The organism is Rhodococcus sp. P14 (assembly GCF_000256505.1).
Lineage (GTDB): Bacteria > Actinomycetota > Actinomycetes > Mycobacteriales > Mycobacteriaceae > Rhodococcus > Rhodococcus ruber.
Window position 1 is genome coordinate 1 of record NZ_AJFC01000156.1, and the last position, 11613, is coordinate 11613.

An 11613-nucleotide genomic window follows, 5' to 3' on the forward strand; every position below is an offset into this window, starting at 1 on the left:
CCTCGTCGTCGGAACCTCGGAAACGGCGGCAGGACGCGCCGCGGCGTGCAGCCGCGAATGCACGTCCTGCCGTTGTCGTTTCCCGTTACTTGATGGCGAAACCGCGATAGCCGTCGGCTGCGACGTCGTCGCAGATGTCACGGTAGGTGTTGAGCCCACCGACGTAGGACATGATCACCTGCGGCTTGCCCGGCACGTTGGCGCCCGTGTACCACGAGTTGCCTTCGGGGTAGAGCGTGCCCTTCGCCAGTTCGTTGTTCAGGTCGGTCCAGTCGTGCGTGTACGGTTCGAGCGCCTCGAACCGGCGGGCGCCGCGCTGCTCGAGTCGTTCGATGCAGTCGGCGGTCCACTCCACGTGCTGTTCGATCGCGCACACCACGTTGGTGAGCACGTTCGGACTGCCGGGGCCGGTGAGCATGAACATGTTCGGGAACCCGTCGACGGCGATTCCGAGGTACGTGACGGGGCCGTCCTGCCACTTCTCCTGCAGCGTCTGCCCGCCCACGCCGGAGATGTCCATCTTCAGCAGCGGACCGGTGATCGCGTCGAACCCGGTGGCGAGGACCACCGCGTCGAGCTCGTGCTCCACGCCCCCGGTCCGGATTCCCTTGTCCGTGAACTCCTCGAGCGGCGCCTCGCGCAGCGACACGAGCTCGACATTGTCCCTGTTGTAGGTCTGGAAGTAGTTGGTGTCCAGCGTGATCCGCTTGGCGCCGAGCGGATGGGTCCGCGGCGACAAGCGTTCGGCGAGCTCGGGGTCCTGCACCACAGCACGGATCTTGCTGCGGAAGAACTCCGCGATGGTCTCGTTGGCCTCCCGATTGGTGAACAGGTCGGGGTAGGCGGCGATGAGGTCGATCGCCCGGTGCCGGTTCCACCGCTCCTCGTAGGTCGCCCACCGCTCCTCCGGGGAGTGATCGAGCGCGCTGACCTCGAGGGTGTCGGTGTACTGGCCCGACGGTGTGGTCTTCGAGGTCGCCTTGAAGGTCTCGATGTTCTCCTTGAACTCCCGCTTCTCGTCCTCGGTGAGGGGACGGTTGCCACAGTCGAGGCTGAACGCCGGCGTCCGCTGGAACACAGTCAGCTTCTCGGCCTGCTCGGCGACGAGCGGGATCACCTGGACGCCGGACGAACCGGTGCCGATCACCCCGACGCGCTTGCCGGTGAAGTCGACGCCCTCGCTGGGCCAGTCGGCCGTGTGGTACGTCGCGCCGCGGAAGTTCGCCAGGCCCGGGAAATCCGGCGTCTGCGACGTGGACAGACAGCCGACCGCGGTGACGAAGTACTTGGCGACGGCGACGTCTCCGGAGTCGGTGGTGATCGTCCACCGGTCGGTGTGGTCGTCGAACCGAGCCGAGTCGACCCGCGTCCGGAACCGGAAGTGCTTCTTCACATCCAGCCGGTCCGCGGCGAAGTTCAGGTAGCGCAGGATCTCCGGCTGCGCGGGATAGCGCTCGGTCCACTCCCACTCGTCGATGAGTTCGGGCGAGAACGTGTAGGCGTATTCCATGCTGATGCAGTCGCATCGAGCCCCGGGGTACCGGTTCCAGAACCAGGTGCCGCCGACGCCCTCGGCCGCCTCGAAGGCGCGGACCGTCAGTCCCATCTCCCGCAGCCGATGCACCATGTAGATGCCGGAGAATCCGGCACCCACCACGATCGCGTCGAATTCCTCTGCCGCCTTCTCGAATCCCATGCCGGCCTCCGTCCTCATCGGGCGATGTCCGCGCCGGCGAGCACGTCCTCGACCGCTTCGACGACGTAGTCCATGCCGTCCTTGGCGCCCGGCAGGACGTTCACGAACTGGAAGAAGCCGTGCATCTGTCCGGTGAACACCTTCTCGCGCACAGGGATCCCCGCCGAGCGGAGCGCCTCGGCGTACTTGCGGCCCTCGTCGTGCAGAACGTCGTGCTCGGCGAGCAGCACCGCGGCCGGCGCGACACCGGTCAGCGATTCGGCGTTGATCGGGGCGACCTCCCAGCGGGTGCGGTCCTCCGCCTCGGGCACGTACAGGTCCCAGAACCACACCATCGCGTCGCGGGTGAGCATGAGCTCGTTCGCGGGATCGAGGTAGCTGGGTGTGTCGAAGTCGCAGTCGATGACGGGGTAGGCGAGGAACTGCAGGGCGAGTTCGGGACCGTTCTCCCGGACGGCGCGCTGCGCGACCACCGCTGCGAGGTTGCCGCCGGCGCTGTCACCGCCCACGATCAGCGGGGCGTCCGCGGCCGCGTAGGTGGCCCGGTTCGCCGCGAGCCACTGCAACGCGGCCCAGGCGTCGTCGGCGGCGGCGGGGAACAGATGCTCGGGGGCCAGGCGGTAGTCGACGAGGGCGACGGCGCAACCGGTGCGTTCGGCGAGCTGCCGTCCCAGCGTGTCGTAGCCGTCGAGGCTGCCGACCACCCAGCCGCCGCCGTGCAGGTAGACGATCACGCCGCGGGCATCGCCGGTCGGGACCAGCACGCGAACCGGCACCTCGTGTCCGTCGGCACCGGGGACGGTGATGTCGTCGACTCGGGCCATCTCCGGTCCGGGGCCGCACAGCTCGATGAAGCCGTCGCTCAGCGTGCGCGCCTCCTGCGGGCTCATCTCGTGCAGCGGAGGGCCGCCTGCCTCGGCCATCTGGGTGAGGAACGCGGTGGTGGCGGAATCGAGGGCCATGGCATCTCCTTCGTGTGCGGCATGGGTTTCGACAGACGTCGACAACTCCCGATCGGATGCGCAGAGTCGGCACCCAGCGAGTGATGCACATCACCATAACCATACGCATGATTATTTGCAATACCGCGCGGCAGAGCCCTTTATCTATGCGCATGATTGGGCTAGCTTGGAAGAGAGCTCCGGGGGGCGTCTCCCCGCATCTGCCGTCTCCCCGCATCTACTACGGAAGGCCACCGACCATGACTGCCGGAAACCAGGACACCGCGCTGCAGAGCCCCATCGACACCGTCGTCTCCGACCGTGCCTTCCTCGAGTGCCCGCGCTGGCACGACGGACGGGTGTGGGTCTCGGATCTCTACCGGCACGAGGTGATCTCGATCGGTTCCGACGGTGCGGTCACCGTCGAGGCCACCCTCCCCGGCGACGAGCCGTCCGGGCTCGGCTGGCTGCCCGACGGGCGCCTGCTCATCACCGCGATGGAGTCCGGGCGGATCATGCGCCGCGAGCACGACGGCGAGATCGTCGTCCACGCCGATCTCTCCTCGGTCGCGACCGGCAAGCTCAACGACATGGTGGTCGCCGAGGACGGCACCGCCTACGTGGGCAGCTTCGGCTTCGAATTCAAACGCGACACCCCGATCGCGCCGGCCAACCTGATCCGCGTCGCGCCGGACGGCTCCTTCACCGTCGAGGCCTCCGACCTCCGCTTCCCCAACGGCATGGTGATCACCCCCGCCGGCACGCTGGTCGTCGCGGAGAGCATGGGCAACAAGCTGACCGCCTTCGACATCGGGGCCGACGGCCGGCTCGATGGGCAGCGCACCTGGGCCGCGTTCGGACCGGACCTGCCCACCGAGTCGGTCAAGGCCGCGATGAGCGCCGCGGCCGTCGCGCCGGACGGCATCTGCCTCGACAGCGACGGTGCGGTGTGGGTCGCCGACGCTCTCCACCGGCGGGTCATCCGCGTCGAGGAAGGTGGCACGATCACCGCCGAGGTCGTGTTCCCGACCGGGGTGTTCGCGTGCATGCTCGGCGGGCCGGAAGGCAACACCCTCTACGCCTGCGCGGCGCCGAACTCCTCGGAGGCCGCCCGTCGTCATACGCGCGACGCGAGCCTGCTCGCCACCCGCGTCGGCGCCACCCACGGCGGTCGCCCGTAGGACGGCCCTCAGGACGTGCGAAAGGGCGGCGATTCGACGAATCGCCGCCCTTTCCCGTTCGATCAGTAGGGCGCGTACGCCGCCGCGGAGGCCGGCTGGTCGAGCACGCGGTCCACCGTGATGTCCTTGCGCTCGATGAGCAGCGCACCGTCGCGCTCGGCGAACGTGTCGGCGTAGCGACCGTACAGCCGCTGCGTGCCCTCGGGCCCGGCCACCGTCGCCTCGAAGTACGCGTCGACCCGCACCCGGCCGTCGCCCTCGCCGGTCACGCGGACGTTGGTGATCGCGTGACGGGAGAACTCCGCGCCGGACTCGGCGAAGGCGCGGTAGACCCCGAGGAACTCCTCCGGCCCCACATCCTCCTTGCCGTTCTGGATGATCGAAACGTCGTCCGTGATCAGGGCGCGCAGGGCGTCGAGGTCACCCTCGTCCACGGCGGATGCATACGCGTACATCAGGTCTTCCGCGCGGCGGGCGAGGTCGGGGGATACCGCAGTCATGTCGGGTCCTTCGCTTTCGTCGGTGCCGGATACCGGGGTGCGCCCTCGTCGCGGACGCACCCCGCACCCGTCGTGGATCAGGGAAGCTGGATCAGCTTGGTCTCGAAGAACGCATCGAACCCTTCGATGCCGCCCTCACGGCCGAGACCGGACTGCTTGTAGCCGCCGAAGGGCTGCACGACGCACATCGCGTAGCCGTTGACGGAGATCTGCCCGGTGCGCACCCGTCGCGCGATGCTCTGGGCCAGCTCCTCGTCCTTCGCGTAGACGGAGCCGGACAGGCCGTAGTCCGAGTCGTTGGCGATGGCGACGGCCTCGTCGATCGAATCGAACGGGATCACCACCAGCACCGGTCCGAAGATCTCCTCCTGCGCGATGCGCATGTCGTTGGAGACGTCCGCGAACAGGGTCGGTTCGACGTACCAGCCGCGGTCGAGGTGGGCCGGCTTGCCGCCGCCGGGCACCAGCCGGGCGCCTTCCTTCTTCCCGACCCCGATGTAGTCGAGCACCCGCGTCTGCTGACGTTCGGCGGCGAGGGGTCCGAGGACCGTGTCCTCGTCCCGCGGGTCACCGACCTTCACGCTCTCCATCACCGCCTTGATCGCCTCGACGACCTCCTCCTGGCGCTCACGCGGGACGATGATGCGGGTGAGGGCGGCGCAGACCTGCCCCGAATGACCGATGCCGCCGAACACCATGCCGGGCAGGAAGGTATCGAGGTCGATGTCGTCGGCGATGATCGCGGCCGACTTGCCGCCGAGTTCGAGGGTGACCCGCTTGATCCGCTCTGCGGCCCGGCTCATGACCACACGACCGGCCGCCGTGCTGCCGGTGAAACTGATCTTGTCGACGTCCGGGTGGCTGACGAGGTAGTCACCCACCTCCCGTCCTGCCGGGACGACGCTGATGACGCCCTCGGGCAGGCCCGCGGCGTCGAGCGCCTCGGCCAGCATCATCATGGTGACGGGTCCCTCCGGGGCCGGCTTGAGCACCACCGTGCAGCCCGCGGCGAGCGCAGGCGAGATCTTCAGCGAGCCGGTCGCGACGGGACCGTTCCACGGGACCACGACCGCGACGACGCCGATGGGCTCCCGCACGATCTTGCCGTGCCCGCCCTTCCAGGTGCGCTCCTCCTCGAACGCGAAACGCTCGTGGAACGTGGCCGCGTCGTCCCACATGTCGACGGCGTTCTGGTGGAACAGCGTGGACACCGCTGCGGGAGCGCCCAATTCGAGGGTGAAGGCCTCGGCCATCTCCGGGATCCGCTTCTTCACCTCGTTCCCGACGCGCACGAGGATCTCCGCGCGCTCGGCGGGCGTCATCCGCGGCCAGGGGCCTTCGTCGAACGCCTTGCGCGCCGCCGCGACGGCGCGGTCCATGTCGGCCTCGCGCGCTTCGGGCACGGTCGCGATGACCTCACCGTTGATCGGGGAGATCACCTCGATCACCGCGTCGCTGGACGGCTCGACCCACGATCCGCCGATGAACAGCTTGTCGTAGCTCTTCAACTGGATGGGAGTGGCTGTGGTCATGCTGTGTTCCTCCACTCGACCGCGGACTCTCGCCACGGCGACTCGCTGGATGGGATGGGAGTACTACTTCACTGCCGGCGCCGGCGCCTGCAGGGGCGCCGACAGATCCCGGATCGCGTCCGGATCCACGCCGGCACGACGATCGATCGCCATGCGGGCTTGCACCATGTGCCGGGGGGAATCGACGCTCAGGTGCGCGGTGAGCTGCCCGGCGGCATCGAACCAGGCCGCACCCCACTTGCCGTCCGCACCCTCACGGAACACCATATCGTCGGATTCGCTTCTGTGTCCGACGAATTGGATCTTGTGCCCGAACTGGTCGCTCCAGAAGTACGGGATCGGGTCGAAGACGGGCGGCGACTGCGGCCTCAGGAGTGCACCGGCGACCGTCGCCGGTCCGGTGCGCGCCTCGTCCCAGTGCTCACCACCGAGTCGTGTCCCGAACCGGGGCGACCAGCGCATCGCGACGTCGCCGACGGCGAACACCGACGGGTCGGAGGTACGCAGCGACTCGTCGACGACGACCCCGCGATCGATCTCGAGACCGGAGCCGGTCAGCCAGCCCACGTCGGGCCGCACTCCGATACCGGTGACGACGACGTCCGCCGGGAGCGCGGTGCCGTCGTCCAGCGTCAGTCCGCCGGGCGTGATCTCGCCGACGCCGGTGCCGCAGCGCAGATCGACCCCGTCCCACCACGCGTGCAGCCGCTCGGCCACCTGCGCGCCCAGCGGTCCCGCGAGCGGCCGGGGCCCGGCTTCCACGCAGGTCACCGAGCAGCCCAGAGCCAGTGCGGTCGTGGCGATCTCGGCGTTGATCCAGCCGGCACCGACGAGGACGACACGGGCTCCCGGGCGTAGCTCGGCGCGAAGACGCTCGGCGTCCGCGGCGGTGCGCAGCACGAGTTGCCGGCCGGTCCCGGGCAGGGTGACCGGGGCCGCGCCGGTCGCGACGACCAGCGCATCGTAGGAGTGCTCGCCGGCATCGGTGCGCACCACCCGGGCGGCGGTGTCGAGCGACCGGGCCCGGACCCCGAGGCGCAGTTCGACACCGAGCGCCGCGTAGTCGACGTCGAACGTGGTGTCCTGCGGCTCGGCGAGTGCGGACTTGCTCAGCGACGGCCGGTCGTACGGCGGGGTGGGCTCGGCGCAGAGCAGTTCGAGCTCACCGTCGAAGCCTTCGGCGCGCAGCGCCTCACACGTGCGGAGCCCGGCGAGGCCGCCGCCGACGACGACGATTCTTCGGCCGTTGAACACGGCGTTCCCCTGTCCTGTCGATGAATCGGATGATGCGGTGGACGTGCTCGGCACCCCTCAGTACAGGGTGTAGTCCGACAGCACCCGCGGGCCCGGCGTGTAGGTGGCCGGGATCCGCTGCCAGCCCATGTTGGTGCCCTGGTGCGGGTACCGCTCGAGCGCGGAGAAGTCCACCTCGTAGTCGGGCATCCGCTCGAGAATCTGGCTGATGAGCGTCTTGGACATGTATCGACCGAGATGCGATCCGGCGCAACGATGTACACCGATCCCGAAGGCGGTGTGCCGGTTCGGCCACCGTTCGATGTCGATCTCGTCCGGGTTCTCGAAGAGCTTCTCGTCGCGGTTGGCCGACGACCACGACAGCAGCACCCGGTCGCCCTTCTTCATGGGGCAGCCCTGGAAGTCGGTGTCCTTGGTGACGGTCCGGGCGAGCGCCTGGGTGGGCGAGAAGTACCGCAGGAACTCCTCGACGGCGTGGTCCATCAGACTCGGGTCGTCGATCAACCGCTGACGCACGGCCGGGTGCTCCGCGAGCCACACGAGGGCCTGGCTCACCAGGGACGCGGTGGTTCCGACACCGCCGGCGAGCAGCAGATCGACGATCGAGTACATCTCGAAGTCGTTGAGCGGGCGGCCGTCGACCTCCTGCTGCACGAGGTAGCTGATGATGTCGTCGGTGGGGTTCTCGCGTCGTGCCCGGATGGTCTCGCGCATGCGATCACCCAGGTAGGGGAACTCGACCTCCATCGCGTGGCGGTAGTCGTCGCTTCCCGGGATGCCGGCGAGCGCCTGGTGGTGCGCATGGGAGTAGCGCTTCCAGTCGGCCAGGTCGAGGCCGAGCCAGTCCACCGTCACGATGGAGGGAACCGCGATGACCGAGGTGAGGTCGCATTGCCCGTCCTCGATCACGCTGTCGATGAACCCGGCGGTGTGGCGGTCGACGAGTGCCTTCATCCGCTCGACGGCCGCGGGCGCGGTGATCGGGTTGACGATCTTGCGGTACTTGCGGAACTCCGGGGGATCGAGCTCGATGGGGATGTGGAAGTGCATCGGAGTCTTCGGGATGACAACCGAAAGGCCTTCTCCCCCATATTCGTTACGCGCCGACGAGAACGTCTCGTCGTCACGGGCGGCCTCGAAGACCGAGTCGTAGTCGCTGAGCACCCAGTACCCGCCGTGCGCCTCCGTCCAGGCGACTCGCTCGTTCTGGCGAACCTTGCGGTACGAGGCGACCGGATCGGCAGAGTGCTCCTGCGAATTGTGGTCGAAGTTGATGACGGGGCAACGATTGCGGCTGTCCATCGCGTGGACCCTCCTGCGTCGGATCGGGCATCTCCTGCTAATGGTTATAACAGATGATATAGTAGTGTAGATCACACCGCCAGCCCGGCCATCAAATCAAATGTTCAACGAGCTGGCATCCTCGATATCCGGATGACGGAAGGAGCGACCGATGAAGGTTGTTGTCGACGAGAACCACTGCCAGGGCCACGGGCTGTGCTTCATGACCTCCCCCCAGGTCTTCGCGCTGCGCGAGGAGGACGGCCACGCGTACGTCCTGCCCGGGGGCGACGACCCGGCCAACGAGCACGCCGCACGCGAGGCAGCCGCGTCCTGCCCCGAGCGTGCGATCTCCGTCGTCACCGAGTGACGACGCCTTTCGATCGGCCGGCACACGACGCAGGAAGGGGCCCCGGATACGTATCCGGGGCCCCTTCCTGCGCCTGCGGTGGGCGTCAGCCTTGCGCCTGCGGTGCGCGTCAGCCCTGCGCCCGCGGTGGGCCTCAGCCCAGTGCGCGGTCCCACTGGATGACCTGATCGAGCAGGTCGGGGTACTTGCGCTGGGCATACCGCCGGTAGGCGTTGATGTGGTCGCGCATGCGTTCCTCGGAGCCGATCTCGTCCCCCTGGGAGAGCGACTCGTAGATCCGGGTGTGCGCGACGATGATCGCCTCGCGCCGGTGCGGTGGGTAGTCGATGCCGACCGCCGTGCCGTCCATGATGCCGAGCAGAGAATCGACCATGTACCCGAACAGCGGATTGCCCGAGGACCAGGCGATCAGGTCGTGGAAGCTCTTGTTCGCCTCGAGGAACTCGTGCTGGTCACCGAGCGATCCGTGCATCCGGTCGATGGTTTCCTTCAGATCGACGAGCGTCTCGCCGCTGATGCGCTGGGCGGCCAGCCGGCTGATCATCGGCTCGAGGGCGGTGCGCGCCTCGATGATGACGCTGAACGGGGCGTCCTTGAGCTGCATGAGGAGGATGAGCGAACTCGCAAGATGGGACGCGTCGGGGTCCAGCATCACCGGCCCGCCTCTCGGTCCCGGCTTGAGAGCGATGACCCCCTGGAATTCCAGCAATCGCAGGGCTTCCCGCAGTGTGCCACGACCGATCTCGTACTTCTCGAGCATGATCCGCTCCGACGGCAGCAGATCGCCCGCCGCCAGATTCTGCCTGGTCGCGTCCCTGATGATGTGCTGCGCCACCACCATGGCCGCTTTGGGCGCCCGTCCTGTGATCATCGCGCCTTCTCCTCCCCGGAGCGCCCGCCGGCTCGGGAACGCCGTCCGGAGCGGACACTCCCCACTTCCCGCCGAGCCAAAATAATGCTAACGATTATAACGTACAGTTCGTGTGTCGGGCCGGAAAAGATGCGCCGAGCGAGCCGCATCTCCCAGGTACCCGGCCCAGCCGAACCGTGAACCTCGATCGAAGGAGTTCCGATGAGCAGCCCCGCCTCCACCACCACGAGCGTCGTTCTCGACTCGGTCGACTCGAGCCTGTGGATCCGGCTCAACCGGCCCGAGCGCCGCAACGCGTTCGACGCCGAGATGTGCGCGGTCATGGTCGACGCGCTCCACAACGCCACCGAATACCGCTCGGTGGTCATCACCGGATCCGGTGGAAGCTTCTGCGCCGGCGGGTCGCTCGGACAGCTCAGTCAGCCGACCGTCAAGGAACTGCGCGGTCTCTACCGGTCCTCGCTCGAACTGTTCGACGCGATCCGCACCTGCCCCCGGCCGGTCGTCGCGGCCGTCAACGGTGCCGCGGCGGGCGGCGGCAACGAGCTGGTGGTGGCCTGCGACCTCGCCGTCGCCGCCCGCTCGGCGACCTTCGGGCAGACCGGCCCCCGCGTCGGTAGTTCTCCGGTCAGCGGCGCCACGAACGTGATGGGCGTTCAGATCGGCGAGAAGCGCGCCAAGGAACTGTCGCTGCTGTGCCGGCGCTACCCGGCCGAGCGCGCGTACGAGATGGGACTGGTGAACGAGGTGGTCGACGACGAACTCCTCGAGGAATCCGTCCGTTCGCTGTGCCGCGAGTTCGAGGCACTGAGCCCGCGGTACCTCGAGATCACGAAGGTCAGTTCGAACATCTGGTGGAACTCCGCCCGGGACTCCTTCAGCAACGGCCTCGGCATGCTCGTCCAGGCGATCGGCAGCGCCGACATGGTCGAGGGCGCGCAGGCATTCCTGGAGAAGCGCAAGCCGCAGTTCCCGCCCGCCGAATAGACACACGTTCGATAATGGTGCACATCAATGTGCACAATCGCGTGCACAATGAGTACAGTGCACATTTCGGATCGACCGGGGACGTAGCCCAGCCGATCCGCCGACACGGCGAGCACCCGCTCCGCCGTGAGAGCCTCCGCTTCCCGGAAGTCAGGAGGCCGAGAGGCTGAGGAGGCTTTCGTGGCTGCAATGTCGAGAGGCCCGAAGACGTCGCTGGTGGTAGCCCAGCAGATCGTCCGGGATACGGCGCGAAAAGGTCTGCAGCCCGGGGACCTGCTGCCCCCGGAGAAGGCGATGCTCGAGGAGTACCAGATCGGCCGCGGGACCCTGCGCGAGGGACTGCGGCTGCTCGAGTTCCAGGGCATGATCGCCCTCAAGCCGGGACCCAAGGGCGGTCCCGTCCTCCTCGACCCCGACGCGTCCCACCTGGCGAGCACCATCATCCTGCTGATGCAGCTCCAGAACGCCTCCCTCAACACCATCGTGGAGGCCCGCACCGCCCTCGAGCCCGTCATCTGCCGCCTCGCCGCCGAGCGGATCAGCGACGAGAACCTGCAGGAGCTGAAGCAGTCCGTCGACCGGATGCAGCAGTCGTTCGACACCGCGGACATCGACACGTTCCTCGAGACGAACAAGCAGTTCCACGACGTCATCGCCTGGTCCACCGGCAACGCGCTCTTCGGCTACCTGACGGACGCGCTGCTCCGGATCACCGGCGGCACGGTGATGGGCGTCGACCATCCCGCCCCGCTGCGGGAGACGACGCTCAAGGCGCACACGCAGATCTACGAGGCGCTGAATTCGCACGACGCGGACCTGTCCGAGGACCGGATGCGCGACCACATCAACGAGTACGTCCGCTACGCCGAGCGCAAGTTCCCCGAACTCCTGAGCCAGGTCCTGCCCTGGAACCAGGCGCTCGGCGGCTGACCACGACCGCCGGCGACGTCCGGCGACACGGACCCCAGCGGGCCCGCACCGAGCACCGGCTCCCCCCCGG

The 11613-nt window shown here is 68.1% G+C and carries 11 protein-coding genes; 4 read left to right on the forward strand and 7 right to left on the reverse strand.

Annotation, left to right across the window (positions count from 1 at the left end; all coding sequences use genetic code 11):
- Positions 1-85: 85 nt before the first annotated feature.
- Together OEY_RS0111315 and OEY_RS0111320 are read right to left on the reverse strand one after the other, a co-directional pair.
- Positions 86-1696, reverse strand: coding sequence for a flavin-containing monooxygenase (locus tag OEY_RS0111315; protein WP_010593991.1), 1611 nt, complete (start codon positions 1694-1696; stop codon positions 86-88).
- A 14-nt stretch (positions 1697-1710) separates the two neighbouring features.
- Positions 1711-2658 carry an alpha/beta hydrolase gene (locus tag OEY_RS0111320; RefSeq protein WP_010593992.1) on the reverse strand — a complete coding sequence of 316 codons (948 nt, stop codon included), beginning with the start codon at positions 2656-2658 and terminating at the stop codon, positions 1711-1713.
- Between the two features lie 239 nt (positions 2659-2897).
- Here OEY_RS0111320 and OEY_RS0111325 point away from each other — a divergent pair, with 239 nt between their 5' ends.
- The gene (locus OEY_RS0111325) at positions 2898-3818 is read left to right on the forward strand and encodes an SMP-30/gluconolactonase/LRE family protein (protein ID WP_010593993.1); all 921 of its coding nucleotides are present in this window, start codon (positions 2898-2900) and stop codon (positions 3816-3818) included.
- A 62-nt stretch (positions 3819-3880) separates the two neighbouring features.
- Here the strand turns inward: OEY_RS0111325 and OEY_RS0111330 are convergent, their stop codons facing one another.
- The 4 genes from OEY_RS0111330 to OEY_RS0111345 all read right to left on the reverse strand — a co-directional run bounded on the left by OEY_RS0111330 (position 3881) and on the right by OEY_RS0111345 (position 8406).
- Complete coding sequence (locus OEY_RS0111330; RefSeq protein WP_010593994.1) at positions 3881-4318, reverse strand: nuclear transport factor 2 family protein; 438 nt, start codon at positions 4316-4318, stop codon at positions 3881-3883.
- Positions 4319-4395: 77 nt separating this feature from the next.
- Positions 4396-5850 (reverse strand): aldehyde dehydrogenase, encoded by a 1455-nt coding sequence (locus tag OEY_RS0111335; protein WP_010593995.1) that lies wholly within the window; start codon positions 5848-5850, stop codon positions 4396-4398.
- A gap of 63 nt (positions 5851-5913) precedes the next feature.
- Positions 5914-7104 carry an NAD(P)/FAD-dependent oxidoreductase gene (locus tag OEY_RS0111340; protein WP_010593996.1) on the reverse strand — a complete coding sequence of 397 codons (1191 nt, stop codon included), beginning with the start codon at positions 7102-7104 and terminating at the stop codon, positions 5914-5916.
- Between the two features lie 57 nt (positions 7105-7161).
- On the reverse strand, positions 7162-8406 hold the full coding sequence (locus tag OEY_RS0111345; protein WP_010593997.1) for a cytochrome P450: 1245 nt from the start codon (positions 8404-8406) through the stop codon (positions 7162-7164).
- Positions 8407-8557: 151 nt separating this feature from the next.
- On the opposite strand from OEY_RS0111345, the gene OEY_RS0111350 reads away from it, so the two are divergent.
- Entirely contained in the window at positions 8558-8755 is a 198-nt protein-coding gene (locus OEY_RS0111350; RefSeq protein WP_003938422.1) for a ferredoxin, read from the forward strand.
- A gap of 133 nt (positions 8756-8888) precedes the next feature.
- Here the strand turns inward: OEY_RS0111350 and OEY_RS0111355 are convergent, their stop codons facing one another.
- Positions 8889-9596 (reverse strand): FadR/GntR family transcriptional regulator, encoded by a 708-nt coding sequence (locus OEY_RS0111355; RefSeq protein ID WP_010593998.1) that lies wholly within the window; start codon positions 9594-9596, stop codon positions 8889-8891.
- Positions 9597-9827: 231 nt separating this feature from the next.
- On the opposite strand from OEY_RS0111355, the gene OEY_RS0111360 reads away from it, so the two are divergent.
- Positions 9828-10613, forward strand: coding sequence for an enoyl-CoA hydratase/isomerase family protein (locus OEY_RS0111360; RefSeq protein ID WP_010593999.1), 786 nt, complete (start codon positions 9828-9830; stop codon positions 10611-10613).
- A 189-nt stretch (positions 10614-10802) separates the two neighbouring features.
- Entirely contained in the window at positions 10803-11543 is a 741-nt protein-coding gene (locus OEY_RS0111365; protein ID WP_010594000.1) for a FadR/GntR family transcriptional regulator, read from the forward strand.
- Positions 11544-11613: the final 70 nt, after the last annotated feature.

Excerpts from the sequence above, each read along its gene's own strand:
- OEY_RS0111315 (WP_010593991.1), bottom strand. The coding sequence starts at position 1,696 with ATGGGATTCGAGAAGGCGGCAGAGGAATTCGACGCGATCGTGGTGGGT.
- OEY_RS0111320 (WP_010593992.1), bottom strand. The coding sequence starts at position 2,658 with ATGGCCCTCGATTCCGCCACCACCGCGTTCCTCACCCAGATGGCCGAG.
- OEY_RS0111325 (WP_010593993.1), top strand. The coding sequence starts at position 2,898 with ATGACTGCCGGAAACCAGGACACCGCGCTGCAGAGCCCCATCGACACC.
- OEY_RS0111330 (WP_010593994.1), bottom strand. The coding sequence starts at position 4,318 with ATGACTGCGGTATCCCCCGACCTCGCCCGCCGCGCGGAAGACCTGATG.
- OEY_RS0111335 (WP_010593995.1), bottom strand. The coding sequence starts at position 5,850 with ATGACCACAGCCACTCCCATCCAGTTGAAGAGCTACGACAAGCTGTTC.
- OEY_RS0111345 (WP_010593997.1), bottom strand. The coding sequence starts at position 8,406 with ATGGACAGCCGCAATCGTTGCCCCGTCATCAACTTCGACCACAATTCG.
- OEY_RS0111350 (WP_003938422.1), top strand. The coding sequence starts at position 8,558 with ATGAAGGTTGTTGTCGACGAGAACCACTGCCAGGGCCACGGGCTGTGC.
- OEY_RS0111355 (WP_010593998.1), bottom strand. The coding sequence starts at position 9,596 with ATGGTGGTGGCGCAGCACATCATCAGGGACGCGACCAGGCAGAATCTG.
- OEY_RS0111360 (WP_010593999.1), top strand. The coding sequence starts at position 9,828 with ATGAGCAGCCCCGCCTCCACCACCACGAGCGTCGTTCTCGACTCGGTC.
- OEY_RS0111365 (WP_010594000.1), top strand. The coding sequence starts at position 10,803 with ATGTCGAGAGGCCCGAAGACGTCGCTGGTGGTAGCCCAGCAGATCGTC.